This is a genomic window from Microbacterium sp. LWO12-1.2, assembly GCF_040675875.1.
In the GTDB taxonomy this organism is placed as follows: Bacteria; Actinomycetota; Actinomycetes; order Actinomycetales; family Microbacteriaceae; genus Microbacterium.
Window position 1 is genome coordinate 1,325,063 of the sequence record NZ_JBEGII010000001.1, and the last position, 16,357, is coordinate 1,341,419.

The 16,357-nt window shown below is 67.6% G+C and carries 17 protein-coding genes; 9 read left to right on the forward strand and 8 right to left on the reverse strand.

Features of this window, described 5'->3' with window-relative positions:
* Positions 1-85: 85 nt before the first annotated feature.
* Entirely contained in the window at positions 86-1,465 is a 1,380-nt protein-coding gene (locus tag MRBLWO12_RS06275) for a pyridoxal phosphate-dependent decarboxylase family protein (RefSeq protein WP_363553736.1), read from the forward strand.
* Here the strand turns inward: MRBLWO12_RS06275 and pdxT are convergent.
* Together pdxT and pdxS are read right to left on the reverse strand one after the other, a co-directional pair.
* Complete coding sequence (pdxT, locus tag MRBLWO12_RS06280; protein WP_363553738.1) at positions 1,462-2,070, reverse strand: pyridoxal 5'-phosphate synthase glutaminase subunit PdxT; 609 nt, start codon at positions 2,068-2,070, stop codon at positions 1,462-1,464. The two genes, MRBLWO12_RS06275 and pdxT, sit on opposite strands and share 4 nt — an antisense overlap.
* Positions 2,060-2,959: a pyridoxal 5'-phosphate synthase lyase subunit PdxS gene (gene pdxS, locus MRBLWO12_RS06285; RefSeq protein WP_363553740.1), complete on the reverse strand. Its 900-nt coding sequence runs from the start codon at positions 2,957-2,959 to the stop codon at positions 2,060-2,062. The genes pdxT and pdxS overlap by 11 nt, the downstream gene beginning before the upstream one ends.
* Before the next feature lie 116 nt (positions 2,960-3,075).
* On the opposite strand from pdxS, the gene MRBLWO12_RS06290 reads away from it, so the two are divergent.
* Together MRBLWO12_RS06290 and pdxY are read left to right on the forward strand one after the other, a co-directional pair.
* The gene (locus MRBLWO12_RS06290) at positions 3,076-4,383 is read left to right on the forward strand and encodes an aminotransferase class I/II-fold pyridoxal phosphate-dependent enzyme (protein WP_363553742.1); all 1,308 of its coding nucleotides are present in this window, start codon (positions 3,076-3,078) and stop codon (positions 4,381-4,383) included.
* 46 nt (positions 4,384-4,429) lie between these two features.
* On the forward strand, positions 4,430-5,281 hold the full coding sequence (pdxY, locus tag MRBLWO12_RS06295; protein ID WP_363553744.1) for a pyridoxal kinase PdxY: 852 nt from the start codon (positions 4,430-4,432) through the stop codon (positions 5,279-5,281).
* Here pdxY and MRBLWO12_RS06300 read toward each other — a convergent pair.
* The 4 genes from MRBLWO12_RS06300 to MRBLWO12_RS06315 all read right to left on the reverse strand — a co-directional run bounded on the left by MRBLWO12_RS06300 (position 5,259) and on the right by MRBLWO12_RS06315 (position 9,740).
* Positions 5,259-5,822 (reverse strand): HIT family protein, encoded by a 564-nt coding sequence (locus tag MRBLWO12_RS06300; RefSeq protein ID WP_363553746.1) that lies wholly within the window; start codon positions 5,820-5,822, stop codon positions 5,259-5,261. The genes pdxY and MRBLWO12_RS06300 overlap by 23 nt on opposite strands.
* Complete coding sequence (gene thrS / locus MRBLWO12_RS06305) at positions 5,819-7,744, reverse strand: threonine--tRNA ligase (RefSeq protein WP_363558546.1); 1,926 nt, start codon at positions 7,742-7,744, stop codon at positions 5,819-5,821. The genes MRBLWO12_RS06300 and thrS overlap by 4 nt, the downstream gene beginning before the upstream one ends.
* A gap of 173 nt (positions 7,745-7,917) precedes the next feature.
* Entirely contained in the window at positions 7,918-8,586 is a 669-nt protein-coding gene (locus MRBLWO12_RS06310) for a response regulator transcription factor (RefSeq protein ID WP_363553748.1), read from the reverse strand.
* Positions 8,586-9,740, reverse strand: coding sequence for a sensor histidine kinase (locus tag MRBLWO12_RS06315; RefSeq protein ID WP_363553750.1), 1,155 nt, complete (start codon positions 9,738-9,740; stop codon positions 8,586-8,588). The genes MRBLWO12_RS06310 and MRBLWO12_RS06315 overlap by 1 nt, the downstream gene beginning before the upstream one ends.
* Before the next feature lie 165 nt (positions 9,741-9,905).
* Between MRBLWO12_RS06315 and MRBLWO12_RS06320 the strand changes: the two genes are divergently transcribed.
* The 3 genes from MRBLWO12_RS06320 to MRBLWO12_RS06330 all read left to right on the forward strand — a co-directional run bounded on the left by MRBLWO12_RS06320 (position 9,906) and on the right by MRBLWO12_RS06330 (position 12,742).
* Positions 9,906-10,856 (forward strand): alpha/beta hydrolase, encoded by a 951-nt coding sequence (locus MRBLWO12_RS06320; protein ID WP_363553752.1) that lies wholly within the window; start codon positions 9,906-9,908, stop codon positions 10,854-10,856.
* An 85-nt stretch (positions 10,857-10,941) separates the two neighbouring features.
* Positions 10,942-11,352, forward strand: coding sequence for a DoxX family protein (locus MRBLWO12_RS06325; protein WP_363553754.1), 411 nt, complete (start codon positions 10,942-10,944; stop codon positions 11,350-11,352).
* A gap of 37 nt (positions 11,353-11,389) precedes the next feature.
* Positions 11,390-12,742 (forward strand): cryptochrome/photolyase family protein, encoded by a 1,353-nt coding sequence (locus MRBLWO12_RS06330; RefSeq protein ID WP_363553756.1) that lies wholly within the window; start codon positions 11,390-11,392, stop codon positions 12,740-12,742.
* Positions 12,743-12,779: 37 nt separating this feature from the next.
* Here the strand turns inward: MRBLWO12_RS06330 and MRBLWO12_RS06335 are convergent, their stop codons facing one another.
* A complete protein-coding gene (locus tag MRBLWO12_RS06335) occupies positions 12,780-13,382 on the reverse strand; it encodes a hypothetical protein (RefSeq protein ID WP_363553758.1) in 603 nt (200 codons plus the stop codon).
* A 41-nt stretch (positions 13,383-13,423) separates the two neighbouring features.
* Positions 13,424-13,870, reverse strand: coding sequence for an SRPBCC family protein (locus MRBLWO12_RS06340; RefSeq protein WP_363553760.1), 447 nt, complete (start codon positions 13,868-13,870; stop codon positions 13,424-13,426).
* A gap of 313 nt (positions 13,871-14,183) precedes the next feature.
* Between MRBLWO12_RS06340 and MRBLWO12_RS06345 the strand changes: the two genes are divergently transcribed.
* The 3 genes from MRBLWO12_RS06345 (at position 14,184) to MRBLWO12_RS06355 (ending at position 16,295) form a co-directional block, all read left to right on the forward strand.
* Complete coding sequence (locus MRBLWO12_RS06345) at positions 14,184-14,510, forward strand: hypothetical protein (protein WP_363553762.1); 327 nt, start codon at positions 14,184-14,186, stop codon at positions 14,508-14,510.
* A gap of 51 nt (positions 14,511-14,561) precedes the next feature.
* Positions 14,562-15,920: a hypothetical protein gene (locus tag MRBLWO12_RS06350; RefSeq protein WP_363553764.1), complete on the forward strand. Its 1,359-nt coding sequence runs from the start codon at positions 14,562-14,564 to the stop codon at positions 15,918-15,920.
* A gap of 78 nt (positions 15,921-15,998) precedes the next feature.
* Positions 15,999-16,295 carry a hypothetical protein gene (locus MRBLWO12_RS06355; RefSeq protein WP_363553766.1) on the forward strand — a complete coding sequence of 99 codons (297 nt, stop codon included), beginning with the start codon at positions 15,999-16,001 and terminating at the stop codon, positions 16,293-16,295.
* Positions 16,296-16,357 lie beyond the last annotated feature (62 nt).

A 16,357-nucleotide genomic window follows, 5' to 3' on the forward strand; every position in this document is an offset into this window, starting at 1 on the left:
CTATCGACCGTTCGCGGAGCACGCATCAGGCGGCCGGTGGATTGTCCCCCTGGCGCGACGTTCCGCGCGGGTGTAGGCCTGAGGCATGAAAGAGCACGCCTCAGACGCCCGGGCGCGCGCACTGGACAGCGCGCATCGGGCCGCCCTCGGCTTCCTGGAATCGGTGTCCGAGCGTCCGGTGTGGCCGCGGGCATCCCTCGATCAGATGCTCGAGGCTTTCGGCGGCCCCCTCCCGGAGGCCGGGGTCGACCCCGTGAAGGTGATCGACGAGATCGCTGAGCGCGCCGAGCCCGGTCTCGTCGCCATCCCCGGCGGCCGCTTCTTCGGTTTCGTGATCGGAGGGACACTGCCCGCCGCGCTCGCCGCGGACTGGCTCGTCTCGGCGTGGGACCAGAACTCCGGCTCGTCGACGCTGACCCCTGCCACAGTCGCGATGGAACGGGTGGCCGGGCAGTGGATGCTCGACCTCTTCGGTCTTCCCTCGACGGCCAGCGTCGGATTCGTCACCGGAGGGCAGCTCGCGAACTTCACCTGCCTCGCCGCAGCGCGTCATGCCGTGCTGTCCCGCGTCGGCTGGGACCTGGCGGAACGCGGATTCGGCGCGGCGCCGGCGATCCGCTTCGTCGTGGGCGCCGACCGTCACGGGTCGATCGATCGCGCTGCCCGGTTTCTCGGGATAGGCCGGGCCGAGCTGATCGTCGTCGACTCCGACGATCAGGGCCGGATGCGCCCTGATGCCTTGGAGCACGTGCTCGCGGGCGGCACAGGACCACTCATCGTGTGTCTTCAGGCAGGTGAGGTGCACACCGGCGCATTCGACGACTTCTCCACCTTGATCCCGATCGCGCGGCGTCAGGGCGCATGGGTGCATGTCGACGGCGCGTTCGGGTTGTGGGCGGCAGCATCCCCTGCGCTGCGCCACCTGACGGCGGGAGTCGAGGACGCGGACTCCTGGGCGACAGATGCGCACAAGACGTTGAACGTCCCCTACGACTGCGGAATGTCGATCGTGCGGGATCCCGCCGACTCCATCTCCGCATTCCGCACCGGCGGCGACTACCTCATCTACTCCGGACTCGACCCCTGGGATCTGACCCCCGAGCTCTCCCGGAGGGCACGGGGGGTTCCCGCCTGGGCCGCGCTGCGCAGTCTCGGTCGCTCGGGCGTCGCCGCGCTGATCGACCGCCTGCACACGAATGCCGTGACCATGTCCACCGGGCTCGCGGCGATCGAGGGAGTGGAGGTCGTCAACGACGTCGACTACACCCAGGTGATGTTCCGTGCAGATTCGGATGACGCCACGCGCGCGCTGGGCGCCGCGATCCTCGACGAGGGCACTGCCGCGGTCACCGGGGCAGAGTGGCGCGGCCGGGCCGCTCTGCGCTGCTCGATGTCGTCCTGGGCGACGACAGCGGACGACATCGACCTCACGGTGCAGGCGATCCGCGCCCTGATGAAGAACTAGCCGCGTGTCTCCGCGTACGATCGCGCACTCTCGAGGAAGCGCTCGTGGAAGCGCGTCTCGACGTCGACTTCCGGGTGGAAACTGGTGCCGAGGAGAGCGCCCTGCTGGACCGCGACGATCGTGCCGTCCGCCAGCGATGCCAGGACGTCGACCCGCGCGCCCACCCGCTCGACGATCGGCGCCCGGATGAATGTCGCACGCACGGGCTGCTCACCCAGCACCGGGACGTCGAGTTCCGTCTCGAACGACTCGGTCTGACGTCCGAACGCGTTGCGGCGCACCTCGATGTCCATCCCGCCGAAGGACTCCTGCCCGTCGATGCCGTCGAGCACGGTGTCGGCGAGAAGGATCAAGCCCGCGCACGTGCCATAGACCGGCAGCCCCGCCGCGATGCTCTCGCGGATCGGCGTCTGCATGCCGAAGGCTCGGGACAGCTTGTCGATCACACTCGACTCTCCGCCGGGGATGACGAGCCCGTTGACGGATGACAGCTCCTCGGGGCGGCGCACCAGGATGACGTCGGCCCCGAGCCCCGCGAGCAGGGCGGCGTGCTCACGCACGTCGCCCTGCAGAGCGAGGACTCCGACGCGGGTGTTACCAGCCACGCTCAGCCAGGCGGTGCGGCGCGGGCAGGTCAGACACGTTGATGCCGACCATCGCCTCGCCGAGGCCGCGCGAGACCTCTGCGATGACCTTGGCGTCGTCGTAGAACGTGGTGGCCTTGACGATCGCCTTGGCGCGCTCGACCGGATTTCCCGACTTGAAGATGCCCGAGCCGACGAACACGCCGTCGGCGCCGAGCTGCATCATCATCGCCGCATCAGCGGGCGTCGCGACGCCGCCGGCCACGAACAGCACGACGGGGAGCTTGCCGGTCTCCGCGATCTCGGCGACGAGCTCGTAGGGTGCCTGCAGCTCCTTCGCCGCCACGAACAGCTCGTCCTTCGGGAGCGCGGTCAGTGCGGCGATCTCGCCCCGGATCTTGCGGATGTGCTTCATCGCCTCCGAGACGTCGCCCGTTCCGGCCTCACCCTTGGAGCGGATCATCGCCGCACCTTCGTTGATACGGCGCAGTGCCTCACCCAGATTGGTGGCACCGCAGACGAAAGGCACGGTGAAACCGTACTTGTCGATGTGGTTGACGTAGTCGGCCGGAGAGAGGACCTCGGACTCATCGATGTAGTCGACACCGAGTTCCTGCAGCACCTGAGCCTCGACGAAGTGGCCGATGCGCGCCTTCGCCATCACGGGGATCGAGACCGCGTCGATGATGCTGTCGATCATGTCGGGGTCGCTCATCCGCGAGACACCGCCCTGTGCACGGATGTCGGCGGGCACCCGCTCGAGCGCCATCACGGCGACGGCTCCGGCATCTTCCGCGATCTTCGCCTGATCTGCGGTGACGACGTCCATGATGACGCCGCCCTTGAGCATCTCCGCGAGTCCGCGCTTCACGCGCGCGGATCCGGTGGGGGCCTGTTCGGTGCTGGACATGACGTTCCTCTCGGGTGGACTGATCGACGCGATCCTTTGCGTGATCCGATGTCGACTTTGATCTATGTCAAAAGATAGCATCGTCCGGCACGACCTAGAATCGGTTCTGAGGACACATGAGCGACGACATTCGAGGGACCACCGCAGCCGACATCGCCGACAGCGTGCGCGCCCTTCGCGAACGCGGTGTGCTGCAGCCTGGAAGCCTCCTCCCTCCCGTCCGCGAACTGGCGGCCACCCTCGGGGTGAACAGGAACACCGCGGTGGCGGCGTACCGCCAACTCGCCCAGGCAGGACTCGTCGTCTCACGAGGACGTGCCGGGACCGTGATCGCCGGCGTGGATGTTGTCGCACAAGAGGGTTACGCCTCCGACACGGTTCTGCGCGACGTGGCGACCGGGAACCCCGATCCCGCGCTGATCCCCGATCCCTTCCCTGCGCTGGCCACCGTCGCCGGCCGACCCGTGCTCTACGGCGAACCCGTGATCGACCGCGGGCTCGACGCCTGGGCCCGCAACTGGGTCTCCCCCGATCTCCCCCACGCCGACTTCCGGATCACCGTCACCAGCGGCGCGGTCGACGCGGTCGAACGGCTCCTCGCTCAGGCCCTGACCCGCGACGACGCGGTCGCACTGGAAGACCCGTGCTTCCTCGCCAGCATCCACACCGTGCGACTCGGCGGGTACCGTGCGGTCCCCGTCCCCGTCGACGCGGAGGGGATGACCGTCGAAGGTCTGCGCGCCGCGCTCGCTGCGGGAGTCCGCGCCGTCATCTGCACGCCACGCGCGCAGAACCCCACCGGAGCCAGCATGTCGGCGCGTCGTGCCGCGGAACTGCGCGCGGTGCTGGTCGATCACCCCTACGTGCTCCTGATCGAGGACGACCACTTCTCGATGCTGTCCCAGCATCCCTATGAGTCGCTCATCGGACCGGAGCATCGTCGATACGCACTGGTGCGGTCGGTGTCGAAGTTCCTCGGCCCCGACATGTGCCTCGCGATCGCTGCGACGGATCCCGACACCGCGGACCGGCTCGCCATGCGCCTGAGCCCCGGCACGACCTGGGTGAGCCATCTGCTGCAGCGCCTCACGCTGGCGCAGCTGACCGATGACGATGTGTCCGCCCGCGTCGCTGCCGCCGGTGTCCACTACGCCGCACGCAATGCCGCGTTCACCGCGCGCCTACGCGAGCACGGCATCGACGCGCCCGTCACCGACGGCCTCAGCCTTTGGATCGAGCTCCCGCGCCCTGCACGGCTCGTCGTGGAACGCCTGATGCGCCGCGGGTGGCTCGCCCGTACCGGAGACGAGTTCGCGCTCGGCGACCGGGCAGAGCCCTCCCACCACCTGCGCCTCACCGTGCACGATCTCTCCGACGACGATGCGGCCACGCTCGTCACCGACCTCGTCGCGGCAGTGCGATGATCCCCCGTCGCGCACAGCAGTGCGCCCTGAATGAAAGGATCGGGAGATGAAGATCCTCTCCATCCAGTCCGCCGTCGCATACGGCCACGTCGGGAACTCGGCAGCGGTCTTCCCGCTGCAGCGCATCGGAGTGGAGGTGCTCCCGGTCTACACCGTGAACTTCTCCAACCACACCGGCTACGGGGCGTGGCGCGGCCCGCTGATCTCTCCCGACGACGTGCGCGAGGTCATCACCGGGATCGAGGATCGCGGTGTCTTCAGCCAGATCGACGCGATCCTCAGCGGGTACCAGGGCGGCGAGGGCATCGGTGATGTGATCATCGACGCCGTGGCCCGCGTGAAGGCGGCGAACCCCGCGGCGATCTACGCCTGCGACCCGGTGATGGGCAACGCCAAGTCGGGCTGCTTCGTCGCACCCGCGATCCCGGTGCTGCTGCGCGAGAAGGTCGTGCCGGTGGCCGACATCATCACCCCGAACCAGTTCGAGCTCGGATTCCTCACGGGCACCGAGCCGGACACCCTCGAATCCACACTCGCCTCTGTCGACCTCGCGCACGCCATGGGCCCGCGCACGGTCCTCGTGACGAGCGTCGAGCGGCCCGACCGCGAAGATGGCACCATCGAGATGCTCGCAGCCGACGAACACGGCGCGTGGATCGTGCAGACACCTCATCTGCCGATGAAGGCGAACGGCTCAGGCGATGTGACCGCCGCTCTCTTCACGGCTCACTACGTCGAGACGGGCAGCGCGAAGACCGCACTCGAGCGCACCGCGTCCAGCGTGTACGACCTGCTCAAGGCCACGCTCGAATCCGGAGAACGCGAACTGCTCCTCGTCGAGGCGCAGGAGTTCTACGCGAACCCGCAGATGCAGTTCACCGCGCGTCAGGTCCGCTAGGCCACGCGTTCGCCACGGCCTCCCGCACCTCACCGAGGAGCTGCGGGAGCGCCTTGGTCTTGGCGATGATCGGGAAGAAGTTCGCGTCCGAGGTCCAGCGTGGCACGATGTGCTGGTGCAGGTGCCCGTCGACACCGGCGCCGGCCACGGCACCCTGGTTCATGCCCAGGTTGAATCCGTCGCAGTGCGACACCTCGCGCAGCACGCGCATGCCGATCTGGGTGAGCGCGCCGATCTCGGCGACCTCCTCCGCCGTCGCTTGGTCGTAGGTGGCGATGTGCCGGTACGGGCACACCAGCAGGTGACCCGAGTTGTACGGGAACAGGTTCAACAGCACATACGCCGTCTCGCCGCGCGCGACGATCAGACGCTCGGCGTCCGGATGCTTCGGCGCCTCGCAGAACGGGCACTCCTCGCGCAGCGGCTCGGGCCCCGCCTGGATGTACGCCATCCGATGCGGGGTCCACAGCCGCTGGAACTCGTCGGGCACGCCGGCCAGATGGCCGGCATCTTCGACGGGGTGCTGCGGGGAGTCGGTCACACCAGATCCCCTGCTGTCTGCACGAGCGCATGCGTGTCGATCGCCGCACGGATGCGGGCCACGGCGTCCGCGATCGGGACGCCGTTCTCCTGCGTGCCGTCGCGGTAGCGGAACGAGACGGTACCGGCCTCGCGGTCCTTCTCTCCCGCGATCAGCAGCAGCGGGACCTTGCCGGTCGTGTGCGTACGGATCTTCTTCTGCATGCGATCGTCCGAGGAGTCGAGCTCGGCGCGCACGCCGGAGTCCCGCAGCGTGCGGACCACGTCGCCGAGGTAGTCGGCGAACTCATCCGCGACCGGGATTCCGACGACCTGCACGGGCGACAGCCACACCGGGAAGTCGCCGGCGTAGTGCTCGAGCAGGATCGCGAAGAAGCGCTCGATCGAGCCGAACAGCGCGCGATGGATCATGATCGGTCGCTTCTTCTGCCCGTCCTTGTCCATGAACTCGAGATCGAAGCGCTCTGGCAGGTTGGGGTCGACCTGCACGGTCGACAGCTGCCAGGTGCGGCCGATCGCATCGCGCGTCTTCAGGTCGATCTTGGGACCGTAGAACGCGGCCTCGCCAGGCACCTCGGTGAGCTTCAGTCCGGAGGCGACGGCGACCCGGCGCAGGGCGTCGGTCGAGGACTCCCAGAACTCGTCGGATCCGATCCACTTCGACTTCTCATCGTCCTTCATAGACAGTTCGAGTTCGAAGTCGGTGAGACCGAAGTCGCGGAGCATCGAGAGGATGAACTCCAGGACCTTGGCTACCTCCGCCTCGAGCTGGTCGGGCGTGACGAACAGGTGCGAGTCGTCCTGGGTGAAGCCGCGCACACGGGTCAGTCCGTGCAGCGCGCCGGAGAGCTCGTTGCGGTAGACCGTGCCGTTCTCGGCGAAGCGCAGAGGCAGATCCCGGTAGCTGCGCGCACGCTCTTTGTAGATCAGGATGTGCATCGGGCAGTTCATGGGCTTCAGGTAGTAGTCCTGACCCTGCTTGGTGATGTTGCCCTCGTCGTCGCGCTCCTCGTCCATGACGATCGGCGGGAACATCCCGTCCTTGTAGGTGACGAGGTGGTTCGAGGTGAGGAAGAGGTCCTCCTTCGAGATGTGCGGCGTGTACACGTAGGTGTAGCCGCCCTCGATGTGGCGCTTGCGCGCGTGCTGCTCCATCTCGCCGCGGATCATGCCACCGCGAGGGTGCCACACCGAAAGACCGGAACCGATCTCCTCGGGGAACGAGAACAGGTCGAGTTCCTTGCCGAGGCGACGGTGATCGCGTTTGGCGGCCTCCTCGAGCCGGTGCTGATAGGCGCGCAGCTCGTCCTTCGATGGCCAGGCAGTGCCGTAGATGCGCTGCAGCTGCGGGTTCTTCTCGCTGCCGCGCCAGTAGGCGGCGGCGATACGGGTCAGGTCCCAGCCGTTGCCGATCATGCGCGTGTTGGGCAGGTGCGGTCCGCGGCAGAGGTCCTTCCAGACGACCTCGCCATCACGGGTGGTGTTGTCGTAGATCGTCAGCTCGCCCTCGCCGACCTCGACGGATGCGCCCTCGGCGGCTTCCTTCCCACCCTTGAGGCCGATCAGCTCGAGCTTGAACGGCTCATCGGCGAGCTCGACGCGCGCCTCCTCATCCGAGACGACACGGCGCACGAAGCGCTGCCCCTCGCGGACGATGCGCTGCATCTCCTTGGTGATCGCCTTGAGGTCCTCCGGCGTGAACGGCGATTCGACACCGAAGTCGTAGTAGAAGCCGTCGGTGATGGGCGGACCGATGCCGAGGTTCGCCTGCGGGTTGATGCGCTGCACCGCCTGCGCCAACACATGCGCCGTCGAGTGGCGCAGAATGTTCAGTCCGTCGGGGCTGTCGATCGTGACCGCCTCGACCTCGTCGGCATCGGTCACTGTGGTCGCGAGGTCCTTGAGGATGCCGTTGACGCGCATGGCGACGACGGATCGGTCAGAGAACAGGGCGAAGCCGTCTGTCGGCTGGGCGTTTTCAGGCACTGATCACTCCATCTGGGTCTGGATCTAGGCTACTCGCATGCCCGGGGCCTCCCGACCGCTGCGGCACCGTCACCGGCGGCGGCATGTTGCTGCGCCGCCCGCAGGATCTCTCACGTCCCGGCGATGACCAGCCCGGATTCGTAGGCGAGGATCACGAGCTGAGCCCGGTCGCGCGCATCCACCTTCGACATGATCCGGTTCACGTGCGTCTTGGCCGTGTGCGGCGAGATCGAGAGCTCGGCGGCGATCTCCTGATTCGTGCGTCCTCCCGCGACGTGGATGAGCACTTCCCGCTCTCGGACGGTCAGCCGCGCGAGGATCTCGCTCTGCACCTGAGAAAGCATCGGCGCAGCGCCGTACACCGACCGCTCGATGAGCGCACGCGTCGCGACGGACGACAGCAGCGACTCCCCCGCATGGATCGTCCGCACCGCATGCACGATCTCCTCCGGCTCCGCGCCCTTGCCGATGAAGCCGCTCGCGCCCGCCCGCAAGGCCGCCACCACGTAGTCGTCCTCCTCGAAGGTCGTCAGGATGAGCACGCGCACCTCACCGTCGCGGTGCTCCGAACAGATCGTCTCGGTTGCGGCGATGCCGTCCAGCTCCGGCATCCGGATATCCATCAGCACGACATCCGGCGCGTGATCCGTGACCATGCGCACCGCCTCCCGCCCGTTCGATGCCTCGCCGACCACCCGGATGCCGCCATCGGTCAGGATGTCGCGCACGGCTTGCCGTACCAGCGGCTGGTCATCGACGACGAGGACGGAGATGGCCATCACGTGCTGCTTCCGGTGGTGGGGATCCGCACGGAGAGGACGTAGCGACCGTCCGTGTCATCCGTGGAGACGTGCCCTCGCACCGCGGCGACTCGTTCGCGGAGCCCGCGGAGCCCATGACCGCTGAGCGTCGAGTCGGAGGGTGCCGGGCGCCGCGCATTGGTCAGAGTGAGCACGAGAGAATCGTGATCGGTACGGATGGACACGGCGACAGCCCCGTCGGCGCCGTGCTTGTGCGCGTTCGTCAGCCCCTCCAGGAGCGCCAGGTAGGCGACGTGATCGCTCGCGGGCGAGAGAACGGACGTGGTCTCCGCTCGATCCAGATCGATCTGCAGCCCGACCTCGGAGAACCGGTCGACGAGTGCATCCAGTTCGGCCAAGCCGCTCTGCGGGTGCAGAGATCGCATGTCATCCGCATCATCCGCGCGAAGAAGGGCCATGAGGCCCCCGATATCGGCGAGAACGGTACGGGACGCGCTGCGTATGGTCGTCAGCGCCTCCCGCGCTCGTTCGGGCCTCGTCTCCAGTGCCGAAGAGGCCACCCCGGCGTTGAGGCTGATCACGGAGATCTGATGCGCGACGACGTCGTGCAGATCGCGGGCGATGCGCACCCGCTCGTCGGCGACGCGGTGGCGCGCCTCCTCTTCCCGCCCCTGCTCCGCCCGTTCCGCGCGTTCGGTCATGGCCACGGCGAACTCGCGACGTGAGCGCGCCGCGTCTCCCAGGGCGCCCGCGAGCAGGACGAACAGCACGAACTGCAACGCGGTCGACTCGAACAGTTCTCCGTCGAGGGCGATGCCGTTCGAGAAGAACACCACGACGGCCGCTGCCGTCACGCTCACTGTTCCGATCAGGCGCCCGTGGCGATCCATCACCGAGTAACAGCTGATGGCTGCGGCGAGCAGAGCGCTGGGTGCCACGATGCCGGCTGCCGCCAGCCCGACTGCGCAGAGCAGGCTCACACCGAGCGCGGCGAGAGGCAGGCGCCGTCGAAAGGGCATCGCCGCCGCGGGGATCAGCGCGGGGACGAGGAGCAGACCACCCGCACGATAGATCTCGTCAGGGAACGGCAGCACCGCGAAGACCACGACGACCGCGACAGCGATGACGTCGCTCAACGGCGCAGCGATTCCCGGTGGGCGGAGCGACGTCATGAGACCAGTATTCCGCCGCCGGCATCGCCGCGAATCCCCCGCCGGGATGAGACGGCTGTACCGCGATCGCAGTACGTAGGTGTCTGCGCAGGGCTGATGTGCACCCAACGGCTCCACGAGACGCTGGAGTACGGGAGCGCACCGCGCGCTCCGGGAGAGGGATCGATGAACAAGTTCGCCAAGAGAGCGCTCATCACCGCGGGCGCGATCGGCACGGTGCTGGCGGTGGGTCTTGCCACCACGACCGTCGTGAACGCCGTGGCGAGCAGCGTGGAGCAGGATCGCATCGAACCGTACGGCGAGACCGTGACGGTGGACGGCCATGAGATGAACGTCTATATCGCGGGCGACGGCCCGGAGGACATCGTGCTGCTCCCCGGCTTCGGAACCGCCTCTCCGGTGTGGGACTTCGCGCCGCTCGTCGACGATCTCGCGGAGGACCACCGTGTGATCGTGGTCGAGCCGTTCGGCTACGGGCTCAGCGACGGCACGGATGTCGAACGCACCACCGAGAACATCGTGAGCGAGGTGCACGATGCGCTGGAGGCGCTGGACGTCGACCAGTACGTGTTGATGGGGCACTCGATCGCGGGGATCTACGGCATCGAGTTCGCTCAGCGCTACCCCGATGAGGTGACCGCTTTCGTCGGCATCGACACCAGCGCACCGGGGCAGCCGAACATGGACACCGAGTTTCCGATCGGGCTCATGGCCGCCGCGAAGAACCTCGGACTCGTGCGCGTGCTCACCGCGATCGGCGGGGTCGGCTACGAGGGGCCCGTGTACTCCGATGAGGCGCGCGAGCAGATCGGCCTGATCAGCAACCGCAACTCGTTCAGCCCCACCTACCTCGACGAGATGGCGCACATCCGCACGAACTTCGCCGACGCAATCGGCACCGGGTTCCCGGCAGAGCTGCCCCTCCTCCTGTTCGTGGTCGCGGACAATCCCAAGAACCCTGATTGGCTCCCGCTGCACGAACGTCAGGCTGCGGCCGCCGCCGACGGCACAGTCGTGGCGCTGGACGGCGAGCACTACCTGCACCACACCCACGCCCCCGAGATCGCCGACGGATTCCGTGCTTGGGAGCAGACGCGCACCGTCTCGGCCGACTAGCCGAACCCACCGCGCGCGCCCACGGGCTTTCGATCGCACCGGGGTGCGCGCCGTGGTTCCCGACCACGCGGAGTAGCGTGAGCGGATGAGCAGAGCAATCGCACGATGGGTCCTCGCCCTCGCTCTCGGCGCGATCGGTGTTCTCCACTTCGTCGGCACGCGCGGGTTCAGGGTGGTGGTGCCCGATTGGGCGACACGGGTCACGCGACTCGACAAGAACGACATCGTGATCGCGTCCGGTGCGGCAGAAATCGCGCTCGCCGCAGGACTCCTCACCCTTCCGAAGGAACGGCAGCGGGTCGGATGGGCGACCGCCGCGTTCTTCGTCGCCGTACTGCCCGGCAACATCCACCAGTGGCGCATGCGTCGCTCCACACCAGGACTCGACACCGACGCTCGGCGGTTCGGACGGTTGTTCCTGCAGCCCGTGCTGGTCGCCTGGGCCCTCTGGTGCACCCGCGAGCCGGCTCGAACGAACACCCGCCGTCGGCGCTGATCGGCACGACGTCGGTCCCTTCCACGAGAATGGTGCCATGTCCTCCCCCACGATCGTCTGGTTCCGCGACGACCTTCGCATCGCCGACAATCCGGCGCTGAGGGCAGCGATCGATCGAGGTGAACCCGTCGTCGCGCTCTTCGTGCTCGACGAGGAGTCCGCCGGGATCCGACCGCACGGGGGCGCCGCACGGTGGTGGCTGCATCATTCGCTCGCCTCGCTGAGCGAGCGACTGCGCGAACGCGGTGCGACCCTGGTGCTCCGCCGCGGTCCGGCCGGAAGAGTCGTGCGCGAGGCGGTGCAGGAGCTCGACGCCGGCGCGGTGTTCTGGAACCGCCGCTACGGCGGCGCCGAGCGTGAGATCGACGCGGACCTGAAGACCGCGCTGCGTGCGGACGGCCGCGAGGTCAGCTCGTTCGCCGGCTCCCTTCTGCACGAGCCCTGGACCGTCACCACCGGCAGCGGCACGCATTACTCGGTCTTCACGCCGTTCTGGCGCGCGTGCCTCGCTCTGCCGGCACCACGGGCACCGCTGCCGGAGCCGCAGACGATCGACGGAGTCCGCACAGCCCCGGCATCCGACGACCTCGACGACTGGGGCCTGCTGCCCACGCGTCCGGACTGGGCAGCGGGCCTGCGCGAGACCTGGGAACCCGGAGAGCCCGCGGCCCGTCGCCGTCTGAAGGCCTTCCTCGACGAGGATCTGCCGGCATACGACCGCGCGCGCGACGAGCCGTCGGCCGGGGCGACCTCGCTGCTCTCGCCACGACTCCGCTGGGGCGAGCTCAGCCCGTTCACGGTGTGGGCCGCGGCCGTCGACACCGAGGGCGCTGGCGGCTTCCTGTCGGAGATCGGGTGGCGGGAGTTCGCGTGGCACACGCTCTTCCACTTCCCCGACCTCGCGACGAAGAATCTTCGACGCGAGTTCGACGCGTTCCCCTGGCCCCGCGTGAAACCGAGCCACCTGGAGGCATGGCAGCGCGGCGATACCGGCGTGCGACTCGTGGATGCCGGGATGCGCGAGCTCTGGCACACCGGGTTCATGCACAATCGTGTGCGGATGGTCACGGCGTCGTTCCTGATCAAGAACCTGATGATCGATTGGCGCCGTGGTGAGGAGTGGTTCTGGGACACGCTCGTCGACGCCGATGGGGCGAGCAACCCGTTCAACTGGCAGTGGGTCGCCGGCTCCGGTGCAGACGCCGCCCCGTACTTCCGCATCTTCAATCCCGAGCTGCAGGCGAAGAAGTTCGACCCGCAGGGGCTGTACGTGGCCCAGTGGACCGGGGACACGCTGGCTCAGGAACCGATCGTCGACCTCGGCGAGACGCGTAAGGCCGCGCTCGCCGCCTACGACGTGGTCAAGAGGACGCCGCGCGGCCAGGAGTGAGCCGAGGCGCGTCGGTGGAGACCGAGTGGACGCTCGTTCAGCCGACGGGACCGGACTCCTCGACACCAGCGCGCATCCCCAGCCTCACATGGCCCATCCAGTCCCGCCCGACGATGCGGAGTTGCGGGAACTGCGCCATGTAGTGTGCGGCGACCCGCGTGTTCTGCGCACGAAGGTCCAGACGGCCTCCGTCGACATCACGGAGCCACGTTGCCACGGCCTGCCTGAGCGAGGATGCGCTGCTCGCGCCGAACGCGCGGCAGTGATTGGCCAACGTGATGCGTCCGTTCCGGTGGAAGATCGCGTCCAGGCAGGCACCGTTGTCCCTTGCCAGGAGCACGATGCGCCCACGATCGAGGACGCGCCAGATGTTGTGTGCCGCCAGCACCAGCACGGACGCGACGATCAAGATCAGGATGAACAGGACGAGCAGGAGGGCGAGCTCCCCCGCCCCGATCAGCGCGAAGACCGTGACCTCGAGCAGAATCAAGCCCGCGACGACAAGTAGCATCCACCGCCACGGGCGAAAGCGCCAGGTGATCAACGCGGTCCCGGAAAGGCTGAGGAGGAGCAGCGCGACCGAATCGGACAGCCGTGCCTCCCGGCAGCCGGTGGGTCGGGAATCGGGAATACGGCTCACAACTTCACTCTATGGCCGGGGCCCTCCGGCGCGCCCGACGGTCACCACGTCGGTCCGCGTCGCCCTTCAGCGAGGTACGCCAGACGGCGCAGCGTCTCCGCGTTGCGCCCCCGGAGCAGCGGCGTCGCGAGGAAGCGTGGGATGAGGCGCGCAGGCCCGCTAGACGGTTCCTCATCGATCCGGACGACGCATCCACGGCCCTCGGTACGCACGCGGATCGTGACCTCGGCCTCACCGAGCGGCCACCCCCGCGCGATCATCTTCATGCGCCCTGGAGGCGCCCAGTCCGCACTGCGCGTCGTGTCGTCGAGGACGAACGGCCAGACGCCAACTGAGTGATGAAGCTCGGAGCCCAGACTCGGCCAGTTCGCGTCGACCTCGCGCATCCGCGTGGCGCCGACCACCCAGCACGGGTAGAGCCAGCCGTCCTCGAGCACCGCGAAGACATCGGCGGGGGTGCAGTCGAGGCGCCGCACGTTCGTCGCCATCAGACGCACGTCCCCGACGTCGCCTCATGCCCCGACGGTCGCATCGATGTCGACGATCCCGCCGGCGCGTGCTCCCTGAGGAACTCGTGGACCTGGACATGCATGACGCGCCTCCGCTGGCTGGGTGTGGTGGGTGTCCGCACATACTGTTCCCGTGCACGAGTATCCGTACGCCCCTCGACCTTCGGGCGCAGCGGACGTACTATGACGCGCGACGACCGCAACGAATTCCGTGGCTTCAGGCATGGTGTCTGTCCCGCGGAGACGGCGGAGCGGTCATCCGAGCGTCGCGGAGGACACTATGGTTACGCGTATGGGCACATTGAATTACGGCGTCGGCACTGAGCCCATTCACATCGAAGATCGCGCACTCGCACATCTGAAGATCGTCATCGCGACGAAGCTGCGCAGGAACGAGAGCTTCACACTGTCGTGGAAGCATCCCGAAGCCGACGCCCCTGGTCGTTCGACGATCTGGGTGCATCCGTCGATTCCTCTGCGCTTCACCTTCGACGACCCGGAGCCGCCGGAGATCAACGTGAAGTGGGTCGAGGAGCTGATGCACTCGGCGAACTCCACAGGCGGCATCCTCCTGGTGGATGAAGTGATCGATCTCCCCGCAGAGGCCGCAGCCGTCTAGGCCTGTTCACCCGCATTCGAAACGACATCGGCCTGCCCCTAGGGTGGGCGTATGGACGAACTCGACAGTCGCGAGGTACCCGCCCGAGACCATGATCTGCGCGACGAGCGACTGTACGAGATGTCCCCCGGCGTCGAGTATTTCGCCCTCGTGGACGCCGTCGCCTCCGACGCCGTCATGCTCGATGTCATCGACTCGCGCGACAGCAGGCTTGTCAACTCCGCCGCTGCGCGTCAGACGTCGGGATGGTTCCGGGAACGCTGGCGTACTGCCTTCGAGGCCCCCGAGGTAGCAACGGAAGTCCTCGCAGCGCTGGAGTCGTTCGAGGGTGGGCTCGCGATCGTGCCTCTCGCCGAAGGGACGGGCGATTGGGAGGATTGGCACCGGCAGGGCACCTGGTTGCGGGTGACCTCCACCGGGGAAGCCGCAGGGCGCATCGACGCTGCCGCCGTGGAACCGGACGAGGGACGCCGCCTCCACAGGATCTTCGGCATGACCCTCTGGCCGAGTGCCGAAGCGCGTGTGGTGAGCGACGCGTTCTCTGACGTCCGTGCGCTCGCACAGACGATCGCCCTCGATATCGGACAGGGGTCAGCGAACATGCTCGTCGACCAGCAGGGCCAGGCCCGCTTGTACTTCGATGTCGGGGCCGCGGATGGCCGGAACGCGAGGACTCGGCCCGCGAACCTGCCTTTCTGCGTCTGCAACGCTCCACCTGTGATCCTGTCGCACTGGGATACCGACCACTGGGCAGGCGCGAAACACGAGACCGGGCTGCTCTCATTGACCTGGATCGCCCCGCGCCAGATGATCGGTCCCACGCACGCGACGCATGGAGCCCGCATCCTGCAGGCAGGCGGCCGGCTGTTGATCGTGAAGCGGTCGAGCCACCCCCGCGTGCGTGTCCAGCTGGCATCCCAGGACATCGATCTGGCGTACTGCTCAGGAGCTTTCCACGCGAACCGCAAGAGCAACCGCAACGACAACGGCCTGGCTCTGTCGATCAGACGTCAGGCCGACGATCTGTGTTGGATCTATCCGGGAGACGCCGACTATTCCGTGATGCCTTCCTTCGGTGGCTCCCCGGTCGTCCTCATCGCCTCACATCATGGTGCCAAGCAGAAGCTCCGGGGCACCCCTCCTCAGCGCGGGCGCCGCCCGTACGCGCGGTTGCTCTACTCCTTCGGGCCGAACAACTCGTACGGTCACCCGCACCCAGGTACGACCGCCTCACACCACAACCAGGGCTGGCTACACGCGGGTACCGGGGCTCAGGGTCCCGACGTGCTGGCCACATCGCGATCGGCCGGCTCGAGCAGCACGAGAGGACCTGTTGCCGCGGGATGGACCGCACGCCCCGCTGCGCAGCCTCATCTGCAGCGCGCGCACGGGATCATTCCCACGACATAGCAGCGGCTGCCTAGGCAAGCACGCGCGTTCCCGTCAAGCCCCTGTCCACTCACCACAAGGTCTTCTAGTGTCCTGACCATGGGAACACTCGAATACAACAGCTCTCGGCCGCCGATCGAGATCGATGACGAGACTCTCGCACACCTGAAGATCATCATCGCGACGAAACTGCGCCGGCAGGAGAGCTTCATGATGACGTGGCTTCCCGACGATAAGAACCCCGTGGGTCGGCTCACCGCGTGGGTTCATCCGAGCATCCCTATGGTTTTCGCCTTCGACGCCCCCAAGGTGCCCAAGATCGACGCGGCGCGGATCGCCCGCATGATGGAGAGCCTGAACGCCCACGGCGAGCTGCTGATCGATCAGATGGGGTGAGGTGGGGGCCGCGATCACGCAGCACTCCCCCGGACACGAAAAACCCCCGGATAACCGGGGGT